At 73.6% G+C, this 21275-nt stretch carries 18 protein-coding genes; 5 read left to right on the forward strand and 13 right to left on the reverse strand.

The annotated features are described in order from the left end of the window. The first annotated feature begins 169 nt into the window (after positions 1-169). On the forward strand, positions 170-736 hold the full coding sequence (locus ACFZCD_RS18005) for a sigma-70 family RNA polymerase sigma factor (protein WP_391831830.1): 567 nt from the start codon (positions 170-172) through the stop codon (positions 734-736). Then, a complete protein-coding gene (locus ACFZCD_RS18010) occupies positions 733-2058 on the forward strand; it encodes a maleylpyruvate isomerase family mycothiol-dependent enzyme (RefSeq protein WP_391831832.1) in 1326 nt (441 codons plus the stop codon). Before ACFZCD_RS18005 ends, ACFZCD_RS18010 begins: the two co-directional genes overlap by 4 nt. Positions 2059-2369: 311 nt before the next feature. Here ACFZCD_RS18010 and purU read toward each other — a convergent pair whose 3' ends face one another. The 4 genes from purU to ACFZCD_RS18030 form a co-directional block, all read right to left on the reverse strand. Next, positions 2370-3263, reverse strand: coding sequence for a formyltetrahydrofolate deformylase (gene purU, locus ACFZCD_RS18015; RefSeq protein WP_391831834.1), 894 nt, complete (start codon positions 3261-3263; stop codon positions 2370-2372). Between the two features lie 82 nt (positions 3264-3345). Further along, the gene (locus ACFZCD_RS18020; protein ID WP_391831836.1) at positions 3346-3840 is read right to left on the reverse strand and encodes a hypothetical protein; all 495 of its coding nucleotides are present in this window, start codon (positions 3838-3840) and stop codon (positions 3346-3348) included. A 91-nt stretch (positions 3841-3931) separates the two neighbouring features. Next, positions 3932-5491, reverse strand: coding sequence for a hypothetical protein (locus tag ACFZCD_RS18025; RefSeq protein ID WP_391831838.1), 1560 nt, complete (start codon positions 5489-5491; stop codon positions 3932-3934). 115 nt (positions 5492-5606) lie between these two features. After that, positions 5607-6995 (reverse strand): transcriptional regulator, encoded by a 1389-nt coding sequence (locus ACFZCD_RS18030; RefSeq protein WP_391831840.1) that lies wholly within the window; start codon positions 6993-6995, stop codon positions 5607-5609. A 335-nt stretch (positions 6996-7330) separates the two neighbouring features. Here ACFZCD_RS18030 and ACFZCD_RS18035 point away from each other — a divergent pair, with 335 nt between their 5' ends. After that, positions 7331-8005 carry a bifunctional DNA primase/polymerase gene (locus tag ACFZCD_RS18035; RefSeq protein ID WP_391831842.1) on the forward strand — a complete coding sequence of 225 codons (675 nt, stop codon included), beginning with the start codon at positions 7331-7333 and terminating at the stop codon, positions 8003-8005. 27 nt (positions 8006-8032) lie between these two features. Here ACFZCD_RS18035 and ACFZCD_RS18040 read toward each other — a convergent pair whose 3' ends face one another. From ACFZCD_RS18040 to ACFZCD_RS18050, 3 genes are all read right to left on the reverse strand, one after another. Beyond that, the gene (locus ACFZCD_RS18040; RefSeq protein WP_391831844.1) at positions 8033-9472 is read right to left on the reverse strand and encodes an FAD-dependent monooxygenase; all 1440 of its coding nucleotides are present in this window, start codon (positions 9470-9472) and stop codon (positions 8033-8035) included. A gap of 105 nt (positions 9473-9577) precedes the next feature. After that, positions 9578-10480 (reverse strand): alpha/beta fold hydrolase, encoded by a 903-nt coding sequence (locus ACFZCD_RS18045; protein ID WP_391831846.1) that lies wholly within the window; start codon positions 10478-10480, stop codon positions 9578-9580. A 535-nt stretch (positions 10481-11015) separates the two neighbouring features. Continuing rightward, on the reverse strand, positions 11016-11708 hold the full coding sequence (locus tag ACFZCD_RS18050; RefSeq protein ID WP_391831848.1) for an iron dependent repressor, metal binding and dimerization domain protein: 693 nt from the start codon (positions 11706-11708) through the stop codon (positions 11016-11018). A gap of 196 nt (positions 11709-11904) precedes the next feature. Here ACFZCD_RS18050 and ACFZCD_RS18055 point away from each other — a divergent pair, with 196 nt between their 5' ends. Next, positions 11905-12663 carry an SIS domain-containing protein gene (locus ACFZCD_RS18055; protein WP_391831850.1) on the forward strand — a complete coding sequence of 253 codons (759 nt, stop codon included), beginning with the start codon at positions 11905-11907 and terminating at the stop codon, positions 12661-12663. A gap of 3 nt (positions 12664-12666) precedes the next feature. Here the strand turns inward: ACFZCD_RS18055 and ACFZCD_RS18060 are convergent, their stop codons facing one another. Both ACFZCD_RS18060 and pdxH read right to left on the reverse strand, forming a co-directional pair. After that, positions 12667-14052, reverse strand: a complete 1386-nt coding sequence (locus ACFZCD_RS18060) for a PAS domain-containing protein (protein WP_391831852.1) — start codon at positions 14050-14052, stop codon at positions 12667-12669. Positions 14053-14453: 401 nt separating this feature from the next. Next, positions 14454-15149 carry a pyridoxamine 5'-phosphate oxidase gene (pdxH, locus tag ACFZCD_RS18065; protein WP_391831854.1) on the reverse strand — a complete coding sequence of 232 codons (696 nt, stop codon included), beginning with the start codon at positions 15147-15149 and terminating at the stop codon, positions 14454-14456. A 372-nt stretch (positions 15150-15521) separates the two neighbouring features. On the opposite strand from pdxH, the gene ACFZCD_RS18070 reads away from it, so the two are divergent. Beyond that, positions 15522-16640 carry a citrate synthase 2 gene (locus ACFZCD_RS18070; protein WP_391831856.1) on the forward strand — a complete coding sequence of 373 codons (1119 nt, stop codon included), beginning with the start codon at positions 15522-15524 and terminating at the stop codon, positions 16638-16640. A gap of 46 nt (positions 16641-16686) precedes the next feature. Here the strand turns inward: ACFZCD_RS18070 and ACFZCD_RS18075 are convergent, their stop codons facing one another. Genes ACFZCD_RS18075 through ACFZCD_RS18090 form a run of 4 tightly spaced genes read right to left on the reverse strand, consistent with a single transcriptional unit; the run spans position 16687 to position 21232 of the window. Next, on the reverse strand, positions 16687-17286 hold the full coding sequence (locus tag ACFZCD_RS18075; protein WP_391831858.1) for a TetR/AcrR family transcriptional regulator: 600 nt from the start codon (positions 17284-17286) through the stop codon (positions 16687-16689). Continuing rightward, positions 17274-18002 carry an enoyl-CoA hydratase family protein gene (locus ACFZCD_RS18080; RefSeq protein ID WP_391831860.1) on the reverse strand — a complete coding sequence of 243 codons (729 nt, stop codon included), beginning with the start codon at positions 18000-18002 and terminating at the stop codon, positions 17274-17276. The genes ACFZCD_RS18075 and ACFZCD_RS18080 overlap by 13 nt, the downstream gene beginning before the upstream one ends. Before the next feature lie 15 nt (positions 18003-18017). Next, positions 18018-19175 carry an acyl-CoA dehydrogenase family protein gene (locus ACFZCD_RS18085; protein ID WP_391831862.1) on the reverse strand — a complete coding sequence of 386 codons (1158 nt, stop codon included), beginning with the start codon at positions 19173-19175 and terminating at the stop codon, positions 18018-18020. Beyond that, entirely contained in the window at positions 19172-21232 is a 2061-nt protein-coding gene (locus ACFZCD_RS18090) for a biotin carboxylase N-terminal domain-containing protein (protein WP_391832260.1), read from the reverse strand. Before ACFZCD_RS18090 ends, ACFZCD_RS18085 begins: the two co-directional genes overlap by 4 nt. Between the last annotated feature and the right edge of the window lie 43 nt (positions 21233-21275).

The raw sequence follows: 21275 nt of genomic DNA on the forward strand, positions 1-21275 counted from the left end.
ACTACATTCGAGGAGTATGTGACCGTGGGCACAAGCGCCGTGCGATGCGAAGCTGGGCATGAGTGCGACGCATGCCCGTTCGACTCCGGCCGGGCGGGCCGGACCCGGCAGCCGTGAACGGCCAGGCGTAACAGGCGGACGGAGCAACAGGCGGATGGAGGGGGCAGCCATGGCGACCGACGCAGCACCACCCCGGTGGGACCGCAAGATGCAGCAACGACTCGCGCACGGCGAGGCGGCCGCCCTCGGCGAGCTCTACGACCGCTTCGCCTCCCTCGTGCACACCCTCGCCCACCGCGTCCTCGGTGACGAGGCCGGTGCCGACCGCGTCACGCGCGAGGTCTTCGGCCACGTCTGGGAGCACCCCGGCGACTTCGATCCCAGGGAGGGCTCGCTGCGGTCGTGGATCGCCGGGCTCACCCACCGTCAGGCGGTCGAGCGGCTGCGGCAGTCCCAGAGCGACGGGGCGGCCACCCCCGAGGAGATCGAGGAGAAGGTGCGGGCCGCGTCCGCCGCCGCCCGCGCCGACTACATCGTCACGTCCATGCCGGCCCCGCTGCGCGCCGCGCTCGACCTCGCCTACCTGCGCCGGCTCGACTACCGCCGGGCCGCCGCGCAGCTCGGCGTCACGGAGGACGAGGCGCGCCGCCGCCTGCGCCTGGGGCTGCAGTTGCTCTCCACGGCGCACCCCGGGCCGCGCGTCGTCGCGCCGCCGGCGCACGGAGGGGCGCTGTGAGCCCGGAGAGCGGCTGCGGCGGACCCGGCCGTCAAGACGGAAACGGCGCTTCCGGTCCGCCGGGGCGTCCGCTGCGGATACCGCTGCCGCGGACGGCCGCGGAGGATGCGGCGAGGTGGCCGGAGACCGGCCCCGCGCCCTCCCCGGACCCTGAGGCCCCTTCCGCCGCCTCCGCCGCCGCTGCTGCTGCTCCGGTGCCGGCTCCCCCGGCGTCCGCTCCCCCGGCGTCGCACAAGGTCCTGAAGTCCCTGCTCGGCGCATGGGCCCTGGCCGCCTGCTCGCCCGAGGAGACCGCGGCCGTCGAAGCCCACCTGACCGACTGCGCCACCTGCGCGGACGAAGCCGTACGGCTCCGCGACGCCGTCGCCCTGCTGCACCCGGAGGACAACCTGGACCTCGACCCGCGGCTCCGCTCCCGCGTGCTCGCCTCCTGCCTGGGCCGCCGCCCGGCCCGCGTCCCCGTGCCGGCCTGGGCCGCGCCCTACGACGCGGAGACCGCCCGGCTCGACGCCCTCCTGCGCGACATCGGCGAGGCGGAGTGGCAAGCGCCGGTCCGGCTGCGGTGGTTCGACGGCGAGCGGCCCGCGGAGCGGGAGACCACGGTGGCCGCGGTCATCGGCCACCTCACGGCCGTCGACGGCCTCGTCGCGAGGGCGCTGGGGCTGCCGGATCCCCTGGGGGACCTCCCCGGGCCGGGTTCCCCCGCCGGGCGCACGGAAGCGCTCTGGGCGGAGACGTCCGCCGCGCCGCCCGGCGCGGTGCGGGGCGCGTGGCGGAGCCAGGGTCATGCGCTGATACGGGGCGCGTCCTTCGCGGACGCCGACGCCGCGGAACTGACCGTTTCCTACGGCCCGTTCGGGCTTCCGCTGCGCGATGCGTTCCTCGACCGGGCCTTCGAGTGCTGGATCCACGCCGAGGACATCGCCGAGGCCGTCGACTACCCGTACCTGCCGCCGTCCCCCGGCCACCTCCACGAGCTGGTCGGCCTCGCGGCCCGCATGCTCCCGGCGGCCATCGCGGCCCGCCGCCGCACGGGGCTCGCCCCGCCGCCCCGGGCGCTGGCCCTGGCGGGCGCCCCGGGCCGCTCCCTCCACCTGGAGGTGGAAGGCAGCGGCGGCGGCCACTGGCACGTCCCCCTCGACTCCCCGGCCGCCACGGCGCTCCCGGAGACCGAGGTCGCCCACGTGGCCCTGGACGCCCTGGAGTTCTGCCGCCTGGCCGCGGGCCACGTACACCCGGAGGACGCGGCCGCGGGCCACTCGGGCGACCGCGAGGCGATCCTGGACGTCCTCTACGCGACGGCTTCACTGTCGCGGATGTGACGGTGCGGTGGCACGGCCGGCGGGTGCCGTACGAGCCCGGGTGGGCTTGGCACCGCCGAACGCCGCCGCTGTGGCGGATCGCCGTCGCGGCGGAAACAAAGGCATGGGGCTGCCCGCGCCCTCTGCTCAACGGCTTCGCCGCCGCCGACCTGAAACCCTGGCGGTACGGCCGGCCATGCCGTACGGGCCCCCCGCACCGCCGGACAGCGCCACTGTGGCGGATCGCCGTCGCGGCGGAAGCCAGGGCATAGGGCTGCCCCCGGCCTCTGCTCGCCGTCGCGGCGGAAAGCGAAAGCCGGAGGGCTTGGCCGCTAGGCGAAGACGACGGTGCGGCGGCCGTTCAGGAGGACGCGGTGTTCGCTGTGCCACTTCACCGCGCGGGCCAGCGCCTGGCACTCGACGTCGCGGCCGATGGCGACCAGCTGCTCGGGGGTCACCTCGTGACCCACCCGCTCGACCTCCTGCTCGATGATCGGGCCCTCGTCGAGGTCGGCGGTCACGTAGTGCGCCGTCGCACCGATCAGCTTCACGCCGCGCGCATGCGCCTGGTGGTACGGCTTGGCGCCCTTGAAGCTCGGGAGGAAGGAGTGGTGGATGTTGATGATCTTCCCGGAGAGGACCTTGCAGAGGTCGTCCGAGAGGACCTGCATGTAGCGGGCGAGGACGACCAGCTCGACGTTCTCGGCCTGGACGAGCTCCAGGAGCTTCGCCTCCGCCTCCGCCTTGGTGTCCTTCGTGACCGGGATGTGGTGGAAGGGCACCCCGTAGGAACCGACGAGCTCGGCGAAGTCGGTGTGGTTGGAGACGACGGCGGCGATCTCCACCGGCAGGGCGCCGATCCGCGAGCGGAAGAGCAGGTCGTTCAGGCAGTGGCCGAACTTGGACACCATCAGGACGACGCGCATCTTCTCGTCGGCCCGGTGGATCTGCCAGTCCATGTGGAAGGAGTCGCCGATGGCGGCGAAGCTGGCGCGCAGCTTCTCCAGGGTGACGGGCGCCTCCGCGCCGAAGTGGACGCGCATGAAGAAGAGCCCGGTGTCGTGGTCACCGAACTGCTGGCTGTCCTCGATGTTGCACCCGGTCATGAAGAGATAGCTGGACACCGCGTGGACGATGCCCTGCTTGTCGGGGCAGGAGAGGGTGAGGACGTACTGCTCGGGCTGCGCTGGGGCCCCTTCGGCGGCAGGGGACTGGGAGGCGTTCATAGCCCAATAGCCTCGCACACCCGAGGGGCCCGCCGGACCGCGCCGGGCACGGGGACCGCGAGGCGACCCGGCCCGGCCCCGCTCAGCGCACCTGCGTCAGCCGCTCCAGCACCTCCAGCGGCCGCGGCGGCACCTCCGGCTCGTCCCCGTCGTTCAGCGCGAGCCGGACGTGGGCCTCCCGGGCGGCCAGGACCGCCTCCGGCCATCCCTGGTGCTCCAGATAGGCCGAGACGGGGGCGTCCGGCCCGACCTGGTGCATGATCCGCAGGACCCGCAGCACGGCGAGGTCGACGAGCGCGGCCTCGCCCGAGTCCCGGAAGATCGTCCCGATGTATTTCTCGGCCGACCAGTTGTCCAGCCAGGTGTCCTCGACGAGTCGGTAGACGGCGTCCGTCACATCCCCGAAGCCCGCGTCGCCGACGAGCCAGCGCTCGCGCTGGAAGACCGGGTCCGAGAGCATGTGCAGCGCCGAGCGCACCTGCGCACGCCAGCGCCACCACGGCATGTCATTGAGCGGCATGCCGTCCATGGTGGTCGAGCGGCGGCCGCGGCGGGAAGACTTCTCCGAACCCTGCATAGCAATCGATCGTACGTTCCCCCACTGACAGCCGGGCCGGGCCCCGGCGGTCACGGACCGGATCGGGCCGGACGGTCATGGGCCGGACCGGTCAGAGCTGCGCCCAGGAGTGCTGCGACAGCCCGTACTTCTTCGCGATCGGGTTCCACAGCTCCGCGGCCTGCTTCTTGGCCGTGGTGGCGTCGCCGCTGGCCCGGTCACCCGCGGTGCTCTCGCCCGACGGGCGCGCGTGGCCCTTGATGCAGCCGTGCTTGCCGCCCACCTGGTCCGCCCAGGCCGCGTAGTGGTTGTCCGCGGCGGCGGACGACTGCCACGCCTTCGTCAGCTGCGCCGACAGCTCGGCGCTGTTGGGGATCTTGTCGATCGTGGTCTTCTGGAGCCGGGTGACGAGGCCCTCGCGCTGCTTGGCGGCGTCGCGCAGGTCCGAGGCGGACTTGCCGAGGTCCTTGCAGTTCCGGGTCGAGTCGACGGCCTTGATCACGGCGTCGCGGCTGTTGTTGCTGTCCTGCAGGAGGGCGTCCAGGGCCTTGGCCTGGGCCGCCGCCGGGTCCGCGGGGTCGGCCGAGGGCTCCTTCTTGCCGCCGTCGTCCGCGGGCGCGCTGCTGGGCGCGGCGGAGCTGACGGCGGTGTTCTGCGGGACGTCCTTCTTGTCGTCGCCCCCGCCACTGAGCAGGGCGCCGGCGCCGAGCCCGGCGACGGCGCAGCCGGCGACGACGAGGCCCACGATGGCGGCGGTGGGCAGCTTCCGCCGGGAGGGCGGGGAGGCCGGCGCGGGCTGGGGGTGGGCCGCGTGCGGGGCACGCGGCGGGGGTATGTGCCCGGCCGCGGCGTGGCCGGGTGCGGGCGGTCCGGGAGGCCCGGGAACGGCCGCGGCGGCGGCAGACGCGGCCGACGCGCGGAACAGCCCGTCGAACTCGGAGGGCGGCGGCCGCTCCCCCGGCACGGGGCCGCCTCCGGCGACGGGCGGCAGGTACTGCGTGGCCGCGGCGGAATCCCCGCCCGCCGGGCCGCCCCCACCGACCGGCGGAAGGTACTGCGTGGCGGCGGCGGAATCCCCACCGGCAGAAGACGCACCCCCGCCCACAGGCGGCAGGTACTGCGTAGCGGCAGCAGCGTCCCCACCAGCGGGACCGCCTCCCGCCACCGGCGGCATGTACTGCGTCGCCGCAGCCGACGCATCACCGGAACCGGAAGACGCACCCCCACCGACGGGCGGCAGGTACTGCGTAGCGGCGGCAGAATCCCCACCAGCAGCGCCGCCCCCACCCACAGGCGGCAAATACTGCGTAGCCGGATCCGCGGACCCCGCCGACGGGGCCGCGCCCGGCGCGTCACCCGCACCACGGGCGCCGCCCTGCGTGCCCCCCTGCGCATAGCGCGCAGGCGGCTGCGGCGCCCCCGGCAGCGGGCCGGAGGCGAGCGGCGGCAAGTACTGGGTGGCCTCGGAGGAGGGGTCGGGCGTGGCCGGGGCGGGCGGGGTGCCCAGGACGGGCGGCAGGTACTGGGTGGCCTCGGAGTCGCCCGGGCGCGCGGGGCCGCCCGGCGGCGTCTCGGGCGGCAGGGGGGCGCGCTGCGCGTCGGGCCCCCACGGCTCGCCCCAGGGCCGGCCGGCGGCCGGCTGAGGCGCGTTGCCCTGTCCGCTCTGCGTCACCGGGACTCCTCAGCTGTACGGCAACTTATCGATAGCGCGGCCACGCTACCGGGTCACCGCACGGCGGGGCCATGCGGCCGCCCCCTGCCCGGCGAAGGGCAGGGGGCCGGCGCCCCTATGCCGCCTGCACCTCCAGCCGTGCCCCGAATTCCCGTACCACCGGCTCCTCCCGGTAGGGAGCCAGCCGCTGCTGGAAGTCCTCCAGGTACTCCGCGCCCCGGTTGGACCTCAGCGTGCCCAGCAGGTCCAGCGCCCGCACGCCCGTGGCACACGCCTCGTCGACGTCCCGCTGCTGGACCTGCGCCGTGGCCAGCAGCAGCATGCCGATGGCGCGCCTGCGCACCCGGCCCTCGGCGTGCCCGGCGATGGCGTCCTCCGCGTGCCGGCGGGCCTGTTCGGCCTGGCCGAGATCGCGGTGGCAGTGCGCCAGTTCGTCCGCCAGGTAGGCGTGGTCGAAGTGCCGGATCCACGCGGGGTCGCCGGAGTCCGGGGACGGGTCTCCGGCCTCTTCGAGCTTGGCCAGGGCTTTGGCCGCCACGGTCTGGCAGGAGCGGGCGTCACCGAGCAGCGCGTGCCCGCGCGCCTCGGCCGCGTAGAACATGGCCTCGGCCCGCGGTGTGACGTGCCCGCGCGCGCCTTCCTGTGCGGCTTTCGCCAACTGGGCGATTTCCCTGGGGTTTCCCAGCGATGCCGCCAGGTGACTCATGCTGGCGGCCAGCACGTACCCCCCGTACCCACGGTCCCCCGCAGCCTGGGCGAGACGCAGCGCCTGGATGTAGTACCGCTGGGCGAGGCCGGGCTGGCCGGTGTCGACGGCCATGTAGCCGGCGAGCTCGGTCAACCGTGCGACGGCGGCGAAGAGTTCGCGCCCCACGGCCTCCCGGTAGGAGCCGGCGAGCAGTCCGGAGACGACGCTGTTGAGGTAGTGCACGACGACGGGCCGGACGTGACCGCTGCCGTAGCGGTGGTCGAGTTCGACCAGCGCTTCCGTGGTGGCACGTACGGCCTCGACGTCGGACACCCCGACGCGCGCGCCGGCGTTGCGGGCGACCTGGGGGTCGGCCCCGGTGATGAGCCAGTCCCGACTCGGTTCGACGAGGGCCGACGAGGCGACGGAGGTGCCGCTGAGGAAGTCCCGGCGGCCGACGTCGCTCCGCCACAGCTCACACACCTGCTCGATCGCGCCGAGCACGGTGGGCGAGAACTGCAGGCCCACGCCGGAGGCGAGGTTCTTGCCGTTCGCCATGCCGATCTCGTCGATGGTGACGGTGCGCCCGAGCTTGCGGCCCAGCGCCTCGGCGATGATGGCCGGGGCCCGCCCGCGCGGCTGCTGGCCGCGCAGCCAGCGCGCTACGGACGTTTTGTCGTAGCGCAGGTCGAGCCCGTGCTCGGCGCCGCACATATTGACGCGCCGGGCGAGGCCGGCGTTGGAACAGGCGGCTTCCTGAATGAGCGCCTGCAGCCGTTCGTTCGGCTGCCGCGCCACGAGTGGCCGTGCGGCCATGCTGTACCCCCTGGGACTGCTAAGCGTTCGCGGCGCGGACCGCCGCGGTGTGCGGAGAAGCTGTGGGAGAAGCTGTGACAGCTGACTGCGTCTTCCCCTGTGATCTTTGCCCCCTGAATGTCCGGAGAATGCGGACTTAACGGTAATGACAGCAAAGGCGGCATTGGCCAGACAATGACGGTCTCGCCCCGACGCCGGACAGGTGGCTACCCACCCTCGGCGGCCAACCCGCGTCTGCGCCCCCGTACATGCATCCGTGCGCCCCACGTGCATGTCCTGGCACCGCCCACAAGCGTGAGCCTGAGCCGTAACCCCTCGTGACAAGGGGAGTTGTGATGGGCGTGGAAGAGACCATCGCAGTAGGAGCCCCGCACCTCCCCCACCAGCGCAGCGAGCAACTGCTGGACGCCGCTGTCAGGTACGCGGAGGAGCGGCACTGGGACGTATTCGGCGGCACGTGGCTGACGGTGGAGGAGGGGCGGGAGTACTGCTCGTGCGGTGACCTCGGCTGCCCCGCCCCGGGCGCGCACCCGGACCGCCCGGACTGGGCCACGCAGGCCACGGGCAGCGCGGTCGCCGTGCGCCGCATGTGGGAGAAGCAGCCCGCCGCGTCGGTCCTGCTGCCGACGGGCCGCACGTTCGACGCGCTGGACGTTCCCGAGACGGCGGGCTGCCTGGCGCTGGCCCGGATGGAGCGCATGGGCATCCAGCTGGGGCCGATCACGTGCACGCCGCTCCGCCGGATGCTGTTCCTCGTGCTGCCCGGCGGGGCGCTGAAGGTCGGTGACCTGGCCCGGAAGCTGGGCTGGCACCCCACGTCGCTGGATCTGATCGCGCGCGGCGAGGGCGACTACGTGGTCGCGCCGCCCACCCGCATGGGGGCGCGCGGTTCGGTGCAGTGGGCGCGCCAGCCCACGGCCGCCAACCGCTGGCTGCCGGACGCGGAGGAGCTGGTCAGCGCGCTGGCCTACGCCTGCGGGCGGGATGCGGCGGACGCCCGCCGCAGGTGACGTGCGCTGCGGCGGGTGACGGCCGGGTCAGCCGAGGTCGCGGGCCTCGGCCACGTACCCGTCGGGCCGTACGAGGAGAGTGGTGCGACGGGCGTCGGCGCGGGTGACCGTGGTGACGCCCGTCTCCTGCTGTGGCGGTGCGCCCGCCCCGCGCGGCAGGACGCGGACGTGTGTACCGGCGCGCAACGCCTCGTAGAGGCGGGAGGGTTCGCCCGCGCGCTCCGCGAGCGGCAGGTCCGGGGCGCGGCGCCCGGTCAGCGGGTGGGCGCCGCGCGGCGCGGGATAGCGGATGCCGAGCCCGGAGAGCATGAGGGCGCCGCGGTCCGCCGCGAACGGGAGGGACGTGGCGGCCAGGGCGGCGGCGTCGCGCAGGCGGCGGGTGACGGGCTTGGTGAGGAGCACGCCGCGCACGATGGCGCCGCTGATGCGGAGCACGAGCCTGCCGACGGGGTGGCGCTCGTCGTGGTAGCTGTCGAGCAGCGAGGGGTCCGCCGTGCCCTTGAGGACGGCGGCGAGCTTCCAGGAGAGGTTGGCGGCGTCCTGCAGGCCGGTGTTCATGCCGAGGCCGCCGGCCGGCGAGTGGACGTGGGCGGCGTCGCCGGCGAGGAAGACGCGGCCCTCGCGGTAGCGCGGCACCTGCCGTTCGTCGCTGTGGAAGCGCGAGGTCCAGCGCGGGTCGTGCATGCCGAAGTCGGCGCCGAAGGCGGCGCGGGTGATGGCCTTGAGCTGCTCGAAGTCGACGGGGGCGGTGGAGGGCAGGTCCGAGTCGCGCACCCAGGCGATGGCCCGGTAGTAGCCGTCGCCGAAAGGCACGAGGAAGGTGAAGCCCTCGCTGACGCTGCGGAAGGCGGGCAGACCGGCGGGCTCGCTGCCGAGGCGCACGTCGGCGAGCATCACCGAGCGGAGCACGGAGTGCCCGGGGAAGGGCAGGCCGAGCGCCTCGCGGACGGCGCTGTGCACGCCGTCGGTGCCGACGGCGTAGGCGGCGCGCAGCGTCTCGCCGGCGCCGTCCTCGGTGCGGACGTCCACCTCCACGCCGTCCGCGTCCTGGCGCAGCCCGGTGACCTCCGCCCCGCGCCGCAGCACGGCGCCGGCCTTCAGCGCGCGCTCCTCCAGCACCCGCTCCGTCTCGTACTGCGGGGTGAGCAGGACGCCCGGGAAGCGGCTCGGCAGCCGGGACAGGTCGATCCCGCCGCGCCCGAAGAACCGCACTCCCGGGGTGAAGGATCCGGTGGCGAGCAGGGGTTCGGCGATGCCGCGGGCGTCGAAGGTCTCCAGCGTGCGCGCGTGCACGGCGAAGGCCCGGGTGAGGTTCGACTCCTGGGCCCGCTTCTCCAGCAGCGTGACCCGCACGCCGGCGGCGGCGAGATCCCCGGCGAGCAGGAGCCCGGTGGGGCCGGCGCCGACCACGAGGACGTCGGCGTCGGCGGGGGCGGGGGTGGCCTGGGGGGAGAGCGGGGAGGACATGAGGACTCCTCAAGTGGCTCGTACGGGCAGCTGCCAGGCAGCTACGGGCATCTGGCCTCACTGCCAGTGCACACCCGCCACCGAAATATGTCAACGCTTGTTGAATTAATGCGCGGCCCCCTCCACGGGCAGGACCGAGTCCAGGAACGACTCCACGGCCTGCCGCCAGCCCTCGGGCTGTTCGTAGTGGACGAGGTGGCCCGCGTCGGGGATCTCGGCGTACCTGCCGCGGGGCAGGACGCGCACCATCTCCTGGGCCTCGGCGCGGCCCAGTTCGCCGTCGGGGCCGCGGACGACGAGGGCCGGGCACTCGACGAGGGCGAGCTCTTCCCAGTGGGCGTCGTGGGCGTACATCTCGCGGGCCTGGAGGACCTGGCGGCGGGAGAAGCCCGGCCGCCAGCCGTCGGCGCGCTCGGCCATGACCTCGGCGTAGTAGTCCCCGCGGGCGGGCCGGGGGCGCTCCAGGGTGGGGTCGCCCTCGGCAAACCACTTGCGGACGTCCGCGAGGGTGGCGAAGGGGACCGGCCAGGAGCGGAACCACTCGCCCCACTCGCGCTGGGTGGCGGCGCCCAGCGCCGCCGCCCGCATGTCGCAGATGACCAGCGCGCGGACCAGGTCGGGGCGGCGGGCGGCGAGCTGCCAGGCGGTGAGCGCGCCCATGGCGTGGCCGATCAGGACGGCGGGGGCGAGCCCCAGGCGCTCGATCACGGCCTCGGCGTCGGCGATGTAGGCCTCGCGGGTGTACGGGCCGTCGGCGGGGCGCTCGCTGCGGCCGTGGCCGCGCTGGTCGAGGGCGACCGCGCGGTGCCGGGCGGACAGCCAGCGGGCCGTCTCCGCCCAGTGCGCCGCTCGGCCCATCAGGCCGTGGAGCAGCAGCACCGCCCCGGGGCCGCCCCTCCCGCCTTCCCCGGCGCCCCCGGCCCCGCAGGCGTGCTTGGGCGGATCCGCGAACTCCCAGGCCGCGAGCCGCACCCCGCCGCTCCCACACACGTCGATGCGCCGAACCATGAGCCCTGGCACCTCCCTGCTCGTTCCCCAGCAGCCCCACGATATAGAACTCACATTCGAATGCATGCTCATCGCGCACAACACCCCTCGTTCGAGTGACCTCGGGGAAGGGTTGGCCTCCGGCACCCAGGGGATTAATCGACCTGGGCGCGGACTGCTCGGGGAAGAAGGTCCGCGGGGCGGACCCTGGGAGCTCGGGGCTCCGGGTCGCCACGGGGGTATATGGGGAGGCAGGGCCCCGGCTGCCCGGAAGGGCGCCGGGGCCCTCGTCATGGCCTTTCCTCCCCATCGCAGCCCCCTCCCCGAGACGGCGGTGTGCCGCGCCGTGTGCGCGCCAGCCGCCAGCGTGGCACGGCCGCGGCGGCTCCGTGCCCGATCCGCCGACTCCAGCCGGATTCCGGGAAGTTGACGCAGGCGGGCGCCCGGCAGGCCATCGTCCGGGTGCCCGCAGAAGCGCAGCGGAACGCCCCGCGGGCCCGGCCGCGAAGGAAGGCGGCCGGGCCCGCGGGGCGTCAGTGAAGCGTGCGGCGAACGGTCAGCGCTTGGCGACGAAGACGTGCGCCGCGATGTCCGGCTCCAGCTCCGTGGCCTCGCCGCTGCTGCCGATGATCACACCGCCGGCCGAGTCGGTCACGCTGACCACCGCGCCCGGCTGGACGCCCGCGCGCCGCAGCGAATACATCAGCTGGGCGTCCGTCTGGATGGGCTCGCCGATCCGGCGTACGACCACGGTCTTGCCGTCGGACCCGGCGTCCAGCTCCATCAGGCTGACCATGTCCTCATTGAGCAGCGGGTCGGCCTCGGCCTTCTCGCCCAGCTCCTCCAGGCCCGGGATGGGGTTGCCGTACGGCGACTCGGTGGGGTGGCGCAGGAGCTCCAGCACGCGGCGCTCCACCGCCTCGCTCATCACGTGCTCCCAGCGGCAGGCCTCGGCGTGGACCTGCTCCCACTCCAGGCCGATCACGTCGACGAGCAGGCACTCGGCGAGGCGGTGCTTGCGCATGACGCGCGTGGCCAGCCGGCGGCCCTCCTCGGTCAGCTCCAGATGCCGGTCACCGGCGACGGAGACCAGGCCGTCGCGCTCCATGCGTGCCACGGTCTGGCTGACCGTCGGGCCGCTCTGGTCGAGCCGCTCGGCGATGCGGGCACGCATGGGGACCACACCCTCCTCCTCCAGCTCGAGAATGGTGCGGAGATACATCTCCGTGGTGTCGATCAGTCCGGACATGCGTGCCCCTCGGTAAGTCGTGCGCTGGCCCCTGGCCCCAATTCTGACGCATCCCACCGTCAACGGTGGCGGGTACGGCCCCACCCCGCCCGCCGTATTGACAGGGCCCTGGTCCAGACCGCAACGTGATCCGCGCCACGAGCGTACGCCCAGACCGTACGCGCCACCGGATCTCGATCTAAGGAGCCCCGCAGCGATGAGCGAGAACAAGCTGGCCGGGCAGTTCTTCGACGCCGCGATCGGGCTGCTGCAGCGGGTGCGCGACGAGGAGGCGGAACACATCACGGCCGCGGGCGCCCTGCTCGCCGACACCGTGGCGGACGGCGGCCGGCTCTTCGTCTTCGGCGCCGGCCACTCCTCGCTCCCCGCCCAGGACGTCGTCTACCGCGCGGGCGGCCTCGCCCTGATCAACCTCCTCGCCGTCCCCGGCGTCGTCGGCCTCGACGTCGTCCCGGCCACGCTCGGCAGCGCCCTGGAGCGCGTCGACGGCCTGGCCGGCGCGGTCCTGGACACCAGCCCCGTCCAGCGGGGCGACGTCCTGATCGTCATCTCCCTCTCCGGCCGCAACTCCCTGCCCGTGGAGATGGCCATGAACGCCCGCGCCCTCGGCGTCCGCGTCATCGGCGTCACCTCCCTCGCCTACGCCGAGCAGACCAAGTCCCGCCACACGTCCGGGACGTTCCTGAGGGACCACTGCGACCTCGTCATCGACAGCAAGGTCGGCATCGGGGACGCGGAGCTCACGGCGGACGGCATCGCCGCCCCCTTCGGCCCCGCGTCGACGGTCGTCACCAGCGCCCTGATGCAGGCCGTCGTCGCCGCGGCCGCGGGCGAACTCGCCGCCCGCGGCATCGACCCGCCGATGCTGCGGTCGGGGAACGTGGACGGGGGGCACGACTGGAACGGACGGGTGCTGGAGGAGTACGGGGAGCGGATCTTCTTCCGCCACCGGTAGGGCTCAGGCACCCGCCAGATCGATCGACGCCGCCACCCGGCAGGCGATGTCCTCCGCGTACGTCGCGTCCGCGCGATCGAAGGGACGGCGGGACGGGCCCCGGAGGAACGTGATCGCACCCAGCGTCCGGCCCCGGCTGCGCAGCGCCGTGGCGAGGGCGTGGACCGTGCCCTCGGGCCACTTGCGGACGGTGGCCCACGTCTCGGTGCAGTCGGAGGCCGCGCGGACGGAGCCGCAGCGTTCGACGGCCTGCAGGGCCGGGTGCCCTTCCGGGTACGGCACGGGGAGGCCGCCGCGGCCCATGGCCGGGCAGGGGCCCGGCGTGCCCGCGGGCGTGGCGGTGGCCCGCACCAGGCGGACCGGGGGCTCGGGGGCCGCCTGCGGCTCGGGGAGCAGGTCGATCAGGGCGTGGTCGGCGAAGCCGGCGAGGGCGAAGTCCATGTAGAGCGAGGCCGCTTCCATGGGGTCCTCGCACTCGGCGACGGCCCGCCCGGCCCGGTGCAGCTGGCTGGCGCGGAAGCGCAGCCGGGCGCTGTCCTGTTCGGTGAGCCGGGCGGCGGTGACGTCGAGGAACAGCCAGGCGACGCCCAGCGGCACCGGTTCCTCGGCGAGCGGCGAGGCCAGCCGCAGGAATCCGCTGCGCCAGCAGCGCCGCTCGGGCGGGGCGCCGCCCTGGTCGCGGAGGGTCACCCACAGGTCGGTGGGGGCGGGCGGCGCGCCCGCCGCGAGGACGTGCTGCAGGGCCCCTTCGACCTCCTCGACGCCCTGGTCCAGCAGCTCGCCGAGCGGCCGGCCGAGGAGCGCGGTGCGGCCGGTGCGCAGGGCCCGCGCGGCATGGGCGTTGGCGAGCGCCGGGCGCAGGTCGGCGTCGACGAGCACGACGCCCCACGACGCGTCCCCGAAGAGGGACTCGCTGAGGGCGATGGAGCGCTCCAGGTCGATCTGGGTGTGCACCTCGCTGAACGCGCAGTACACGCCGGCGGGCCGCTCCCCCGCGCCCGGCACGGCCGACAGCTGGGTGCGCACGAGCACCCGTCCGCCGTCCTTGGTGAGCAGCGCGAATTCGTGGACGTGCCGGCCGGGGGCGGCCATCGCCTCGGACAGCCGGGCCGTGATCTCCGCGGCGTCCGCGGGCCGCACCGCCCAGCCGGCCAGGCCCTGCCGGCCGACGGCCTCGTCCGCGGTCCAGCCCAGTATCCGCTCGGCCTCGCGGTTCCAGTGGGTGACCGTGCCGCCGGCGTCGAAGGCGCACAGCGCCGTGTCCATGCCGTCGAGGAGCGCCGCGAGGAGACCGGAGTCGTCGCTTTCGGCGGCACCGCCGGCGGCTTCCGCGGCTTCGGGCGCCGGCGTCGCCGGGCGGGCAGGGCCTGACTTGTGTGGTGCGGTCACGAGGTACCCCCAGCTGGACGCGTCTGCATGTCCTGCACGACGGGTCATTCAACTCGACCGTGATGGGCACCACACCGTCTTCGGGGAAATCGTTGCCCACCGGAAATTCGGTTGTCGCCCGCCGGGGCGCTTCCTAGGGTGGTGCGCACACGAGAAGGGAGGTGGTTCGGGACATGGTTTCATTCCGGACGCGTGAGGTGACTGCGGGCTAGCGCCCGTCGTCGCGCCAAGCGCAACGCCGGGGCCCTCTCAGCCGCAGCTGGGGGATCCGCCGGCCAATCCCAAGCAGTCACCCGATCCGTGGGCCGCCGAGTCGTCCGCTCGGCACCGCAGCGCCGCGAGGCGCCGCGGTAACCGGCCCACGGATCGTCTGCTTTATCGCTTTATCGCCCCGCGGGCCTTTACGGAGCGAGCCGCTCCACGCGCCAGCCCCCGCCCTCGCGCACATACCGCAGCCGGTCGTGCAGCCTGTTCTCGCGTCCCTGCCAGAACTCCACGCTCTCCGCGGTCACGCGATAGCCGCCCCAGCCCGTCGGCACGGGCACCGGCTCCCCCTCCGGATAACGGGCGAGCAGCCGCTCGTACGCCGCGTCGATCTCCTCCCGCGAGGACACCACCGCCGACTGCGCACTGGCCCACGCGCCCAGCTGCGAGCCGCGCGGCCGCGAGTGGAAGTACGCGGCCGTCTCCGCCGGGTCCACGCGTTCGGCCGTGCCGGCGACAATGACCTGACGGCCGATCGGGTGCCAGGGGAAGAGCAGCGAGACGTACGGATTGCGGGCGAGGTCGGCGGCCTTGCGGGAGCCGTAGTTGGTGTAGAAGACGAAGCCGCGGTGGTCGTAGCCCTTGAGCAGCACGGTCCGCGAACCGGGCCGGCCGTCGGCGCCGGCGGTGGAGACGACCATGGCATTGGGCTCCCGCAGCCCCGCCGCGAACACCTCGGCGAACCAGATCGCGAACTGCTCGTGCGGATCGGGGGCGAGGTCCGCCTCCGAGAGGCCCTCGGAGCGGTATTGCTCGCGCATCGCGGCGGCGTCCAGCGCGCCGCCGTGGAACTCGGGAGCGGGGAACTCGTCGGCATGGGTCACATGGCCCATCCTGACAGCAAAAGCCCCCGCATCAGCAGGTGAGCTTGCCCCCAACAGGCCCGCCGTAACCCTCTTGAGGCCAAAACCCCCACTGTGCCGGACATCACCTTTCGCCGCATGTGGCGAACCCGCCAAAATCGCAGGACGGGAAGCTGTGGAACCCGCACATCACCGGCTATCGTTCGGCCGGAATCCGGAACGAGCCCGCCCGTCAGGGGTCCGGGCACGGAACCGGGTGAAGAACCGCCGCACGGGGCATGACCCGGTTGACCGGTGACGGTCGGCGCGCCCGTACGGAAGGCGGGCCGCCGCACGAGGCAGCAGCCACGCCCGGCCGGGCCCCGCGCCCCAGCTGTCGCACACTTCATGAGGAGCCGCCTGATGTCCGACTTCGTACCCGGACTCGAAGGAGTCGTCGCGTTCGAGACGGAGATCGCCGAACCCGACAAGGAAGGCGGCGCCCTCCGCTACCGCGGCGTCGACATCGAGGACCTGGTCGGCCAGGTGTCCTTCGGCAACGTCTGGGGCCTGCTCGTCGACGGCTCCTTCAACCCCGGCCTGCCGCCCGCCGAGCCCTTCCCCATCCCCGTCCACTCGGGCGACATCCGCGTCGACGTCCAGTCGGCGCTCGCGATGCTCGCCCCCGTGTGGGGCCTCAAGCCGCTCCTCGACATCGACGAGGCCACGGCCCGCGACAACCTGGCCCGCGCCGCGGTCATGGCCCTCTCCTACGTGGCCCAGTCGGCGCGCGGCCAGGGCCTGCCGATGGTCCCGCAGCGCGAGATCGACAAGGCGGAGACCGTCGTCGAGCGCTTCATGAAGCGCTGGCGCGGCGAGCCCGACCCCAAGCACGTCAAGGCCGTCGACGCCTACTGGACCTCCGCCGCCGAACACGGCATGAACGCCTCCACGTTCACGGCCCGCGTCATCGCCTCCACGGGCGCGGACGTGGCCGCGGCCCTCTCCGGCGCGGTCGGCGCCATGTCCGGCCCGCTGCACGGCGGCGCGCCGTCCCGCGTCCTCGGCATGATCGAGGAGATTGAGCGCACGGGCGACGCCACGGCGTACGTCAAGCGCGCCCTGGACAAGGGCGAGCGCCTCATGGGCTTCGGCCACCGCGTCTACCGCGCCGAGGACCCGCGCGCCCGCGTCCTGCGCCGCACCGCCCGCGAGCTGGCCGCGCCCCGCTACGAGGTCGCCGAGGCACTGGAGAAGGCGGCCCTGGAGGAGCTCCACAACCGCCGCCCGGACCGCGTCCTGGCCACGAACGTCGAGTTCTGGGCGGCCATCGTCCTGGACTTCGCGGAGGTCCCGGCGCACATGTTCACCTCGATGTTCACGTGCGCCCGCACCGCCGGCTGGAGCGCGCACATCCTGGAGCAGAAGCGCACGGGCCGCCTGGTCCGCCCGTCGGCCCGCTACGTGGGCCCGGGTCCGCGCGACCCCCGCCAGGTCGAGGGCTTCGCGGACATCACGGGGCACGCCCCGGTGGGCGGCTGACGCCACGGGCAGTTGCGCGACCGGCGCAACTGCCCGCACGGCGGCCTCACAACAGTCCGCCGAGGACGACCGTCCAGTGCCCGACCACCCGGTCGCGCCGGGCGCTGTCGTCCGTCAGGAGGTGGGCGAGCCCCAGGCCCCGGCACATGTCGAGGAAGCCCTGGACGGTCTCGCGGACGCCGGGACGGCTCTCGTCGGCCCCGAGGAGCTCGACCGCCATGCGGTGCACCTCGCGGCCGACGCGTGCCTCCAGCTCGGTGACGGGGCCCCGCAGCGCCGCGTCGTTCGCGGCGGCGACCCACAGCTGAAGAGCGGCGCGGAACAGCGGCCCCGTGCAGAGGTCGACCAGCTGGCCGACGGCCATCCGCGTACGGGCCGGCCCGGTGATCAGCTGCACCTGGGGCAGCAGCCCCCGGACGGCTGCCGACCGCTCCTCGGCGACGTATTCGACGGCCGCCGTGAAGAGTTCCTCGCGGGTGCGGAAGTGGTGCTGTGCGGCCCCTCGCGAGACGCCGGCGCGCTCGGCGACGACGGAGACCGTCGACCCGGCCCAGCCGTGCTCGGCGAGACAGGCCACCGCCGCCTCCAGGAGCCGCTGCCGCGTGGCGCGGCTGCGGTCCTGCTTGGGGAGGCTCAGCGCGCCCACACCGGCTCCCTGCGCTCCAGGAAGGCGGTCATGCCTTCGCGGGCCTCGGCGGAGGCGAAGAGCCGGGCGGACAGCCCGGCCAGCGCGTCGGCGTCGCGGTCGAAGGCCCGCCGCACGCCGGCCGTGGTCAGCGCCTTGGACTCGGCGAGCCCCTGCGGCGAGCCGCGCCGCAGCCCGTCCAGGATCGCGTCAAGCTCCTGCTCCCCCGCCGTCACGAGCCCGATCCGCACGGCCTCGGCGGCCCCGAACCGCTCGCCGGTCAGGTAGTAGCGCGTCGCGGCACGCGCGTCGAGGCGCGGCAGCAGCGGCAGGGATATCACCGCGGGCGCGAGCCCGAGCCGGGCCTCGGTGAAGGCGAACGTGGCGCCCTCCCCCGCCACGGAGATGTCACAGGAACCCAGCAGCCCCAGACCTCCGGCACGCGCGTGGCCGTCGACGCGGGCCACCACGGGCTTGCTCAGCTCGACCACGGCACGCATGAGCCGCACGAGGGACTGCGGCCCGTCCGTGCCGGTCTCTCTCAGGTCGGCACCGGAGCAGAAGGTGTTGCCGATGTGCGTGAGCAGGACGGCACGGGTGCGCGCGTCCTCCGCCGCCTCCGCCAGCCGCTCCTGCAGTTCGGCGACCAGCCGTGACGAGAGGGCGTTGCGGTTGTGCGGCGAATCCAGGGTGAGGGTCGTGATGCCGTGCTCGTGGGAGCAGCGAACCAACGTCACCGAATGCCACCTTTCTCAGTACGACTTGGGGAGTCCCAGCGTCGTGTGCGAGACGTAGTTGAGGATCATCTCGCGGCTGACGGGAGCGATCCGCGCGACCCGTGCCGCCGTGAGCAGGGACGCCAGCCCGTACTCGCTCGCCAGCCCGTTGCCGCCGAGGGTGTGCACGGCCTGGTCGACGGCGCGGACGGCGGCTTCGGCAGCGGCGTACTTGGCCATGTTGGCCGCCTCACCCGCGCCCATGTCGTCGCCGGCATCGTAGAGATGGGCGGCTTTGAGCATCATCAGCCGGGCGAGCTCGATCTCGATGTGCGACTGGGCCAGGGGGTGGGCGACGGCTTGGTGGGCGCCGATGGGCTCGCGCCAGACGGTGCGGGTCCTGGCGTAGTCGACGGCGCGGGCGAGCGCGTAGCGGCCCATGCCGAGGGCGAAGGCGGCGGTCATGATGCGCTCGGGGTTGAGCCCGGCGAAGAGCTGGAGGAGCCCGGCGTCCTCGTCGCCGACCAACGCATCAGCAGGCAGCCGCACATGATCCAACACAACCTCAAACTGCTTCTCGGGAGCGGCGATCTCCATGGGTATAGGAATCTTCAAAAACCCGGGAGCATCCCTCTCCACAACGAACAAACACGGCTTGAGCGTGCCGGTGAGCCGATCCTCCATCCGCCCCACCACCAAGGTCGCGTCGGCAATGTCGACACCCGAAATGAAGACCTTGCGCCCGTTGAGACCCCACCCTTCCCCGTCCCGCCGGGCGGTCGTGGTGATCCGGTGGGAGTTCGAGCCGGCTTCGGGCTCGGTGATGCCGAAGGCCATCTTCTTCGTGCCGGCGGCGAGCCCCGGCAGCCAGCGCCGTTTCTGCTCGTCCGTGCCGAAGCGGGCGATCACGGTGCCGCAAATGGCGGGCGAGACGACCATCATGAGCAGCGGGCAGCCGGCGGCGCCGAGCTCTTCCAGGACGATGGCGAGTTCGGCCATGCCGCGCCCGCCGCCCCCGTACTCCTCGGGCAGGTTCACGCCCAGGTAGCCGAGCTTGCCGGCTTCGGCCCACAGTTCGTCGGGCTGCCTGCCGTCACGGACGACGGCAGCAACATAAGCACGGCCATAACGCCGGCCGAGTGCAGCAACGGCAGCACGTAGATCGCGATGTTCCTGGGACTCAAGGGTGCTCATGACGCCGGCTCCTCGGTGATGACGACGGCAAGCAGGGAACCGACCTCGACTTGGAGGCCGGGAAGAGCGTGCAGGTTAACGAGCGTGCCACTGGAAGGCGCGGCGATGCGGTGCTCCATCTTCATGGCCTCCAGCCACAGCAGGGGCTGACCCGCCTCGACCGTGCATCCTTCTTCGACCCCGGGGGCGATACGGACGACGGTGCCGGGCATGGGAGCAAGCAGGGAACCGGGTTCGGGGTCCAAGACACCGGCCCCGGCAAAACGAGCCACGGGCGTAAAGGCAAAGCCCCCCGACGGCGCATCCACATGCACAAGACCTTCATAGGCGGACACGTCATACCGCACACGAAGCCCGCCCACTTCCAGGACCACGCAATCACTGGACGCCTCGATCAGCCGGACCCCTTCGGCCTCCAGCCCCCGGGGTGTGATCCGGTAGTGCACGACGTACTCCTCGCCGTCCGGCTCGGAGCGGTACCGCTTCTCCTCCGGCTGCGAGGGGAGATTGCGCCAGCCGCCGAACCGGGACCGTCCCTGGGCATCGGCAACGGCCGCGGCAAGAGCAGCAATCGCACCATCACCACGAGCATGAAGAAGCTCACCCAAGTACCGCTCATAAAAACCAGCGTCCATCCGCCCGCCGGCGAATTCCTCATGCCGCAGGGACCGCACGAGCAGATCGCGATTGGTGACCACCCCGTGAATGCGGGCGCGCTCCAGTGCGTCGGCCAGCAGCCGGACGGCCTCGGCCCGGGTGGGCGCCCAGGCGATGACCTTGGCCAGAAGGGAGTCGTAATAGGGACTGACGGTGTCCCCCGGCGCGAAACCCGCATCGACGCGCAGGCAGGGACGGCGGGAGGGGACGGGGGCGCAGAGGCGGGGGTCCGGGGCGCTGACGTGTATTTGCGGGCCCGGTGAGGAAGGGGGCGACATTGCGGCGCCGGGCACGGGCCCGTAAATATACGGCCCCGGACCCCCGCCTCGGAGCCCCCGGCCCCGGCCCCACGACCCACCCGCACCCACGGACAGCTCCCGCACCACCCCCACCTGCGGCCGCCACCCCGCCGAAGGGTCCTCCGCGTACAGCCGGGCCTCGACGGCATGCCCCTCGGGCCCCGGCCCCGGCGCCGGACCCAGCGCCGCCAGTGACGCCCCCTCCGCCACCCGGATCTGCAGCGCCACCAGATCCACCCCGTACACGACCTCCGTCACCGGATGCTCCACCTGCAGCCGCGTATTCATCTCCAGGAAGTACGGCCGCCCGTCCCGCGCCACGAGGAACTCCACCGTCCCGGCGCCCACGTACCCGATCGCCCGCGCCGCCGCCACGGCCGCCCCGGTCAGCTCCGCCTCCAGCCCCTCCGGCAGCCCGGGCGCCGGCGCCTCCTCGATCACCTTCTGATGCCGCCGCTGCAGCGAGCAGTCCCGCGTCCCCAGCGTCCGCACGGCCCCGTGCGCATCGGCGAGGACCTGCACCTCCACGTGCCGCCCGCCCTCCACGTACGGTTCGACGAACACCTCGTCGTCCCCGAAGGCGGCCATGGCCTCGGCCCGCGCGGAGGCCAGCTCGGCATCCAGCTCGGCAAGAGAACGGACGATCCGCATGCCGCGCCCGCCCCCGCCCGCCGCGGCTTTGACGATCAGCGGCGGGTCGCCCGCCGTCAGCACCGGCACCCCCGCCTCCGCCATGATCCGCTTGGCGCGCGTCTTCGAGGCCATGGCCTCGATCACCGCGGGCGGCGGCCCGATCCACACCAGCCCCGCGTCGGCGACGGCCCGCGCGAACGCCGCGCTCTCGGAGAGGAACCCGTACCCCGGATGCACCGCGCCCGCGCCCGCCGCACGCGCCGCCGCGATGACGAGCTCGCCCCGCAGGTACGTGTCCGCGGGCGCCGTGCCCGGCAGCCGCACGGCGACGTCCGCCTCCCGTACGTGCAGCGCGCCCGCGTCCGCGTCGGAGTAGACGGCCGCGGTCCGGACGCCGAGTTCACGGCAGGTACGGAAGACGCGGCACGCAATCTCGCCGCGGTTGGCGACGAGCAGCGACTCGATCAGATTCTCCACTCCGCAGGCCTCTCCCCTCGGGAAAACACGGATC

Origin of the sequence: Streptomyces sp. NPDC008001 (assembly GCF_042958085.1) — a bacterium.
Lineage (GTDB): Bacteria > Actinomycetota > Actinomycetes > Streptomycetales > Streptomycetaceae > Streptomyces.

What these genes read in the sequence shown, in the direction of transcription:
- ACFZCD_RS18055 (WP_391831850.1), top strand. Translation starts at nt 11,905, where the DNA reads ATGAGCGAGAACAAGCTGGCCGGGCAGTTCTTCGACGCCGCGATCGGG.
- ACFZCD_RS18085 (WP_391831862.1), bottom strand. Translation starts at nt 19,175, where the DNA reads ATGAGCACCCTTGAGTCCCAGGAACATCGCGATCTACGTGCTGCCGTT.
- ACFZCD_RS18020 (WP_391831836.1), bottom strand. Translation starts at nt 3,840, where the DNA reads ATGCAGGGTTCGGAGAAGTCTTCCCGCCGCGGCCGCCGCTCGACCACC.
- ACFZCD_RS18040 (WP_391831844.1), bottom strand. Translation starts at nt 9,472, where the DNA reads ATGTCCTCCCCGCTCTCCCCCCAGGCCACCCCCGCCCCCGCCGACGCC.
- pdxH (WP_391831854.1), bottom strand. Translation starts at nt 15,149, where the DNA reads ATGGGCCATGTGACCCATGCCGACGAGTTCCCCGCTCCCGAGTTCCAC.
- ACFZCD_RS18035 (WP_391831842.1), top strand. Translation starts at nt 7,331, where the DNA reads ATGGGCGTGGAAGAGACCATCGCAGTAGGAGCCCCGCACCTCCCCCAC.
- purU (WP_391831834.1), bottom strand. Translation starts at nt 3,263, where the DNA reads ATGAACGCCTCCCAGTCCCCTGCCGCCGAAGGGGCCCCAGCGCAGCCC.
- ACFZCD_RS18030 (WP_391831840.1), bottom strand. Translation starts at nt 6,995, where the DNA reads ATGGCCGCACGGCCACTCGTGGCGCGGCAGCCGAACGAACGGCTGCAG.
- ACFZCD_RS18045 (WP_391831846.1), bottom strand. Translation starts at nt 10,480, where the DNA reads ATGGTTCGGCGCATCGACGTGTGTGGGAGCGGCGGGGTGCGGCTCGCG.
- ACFZCD_RS18005 (WP_391831830.1), top strand. Translation starts at nt 170, where the DNA reads ATGGCGACCGACGCAGCACCACCCCGGTGGGACCGCAAGATGCAGCAA.
- ACFZCD_RS18050 (WP_391831848.1), bottom strand. Translation starts at nt 11,708, where the DNA reads ATGTCCGGACTGATCGACACCACGGAGATGTATCTCCGCACCATTCTC.
- ACFZCD_RS18070 (WP_391831856.1), top strand. Translation starts at nt 15,522, where the DNA reads ATGTCCGACTTCGTACCCGGACTCGAAGGAGTCGTCGCGTTCGAGACG.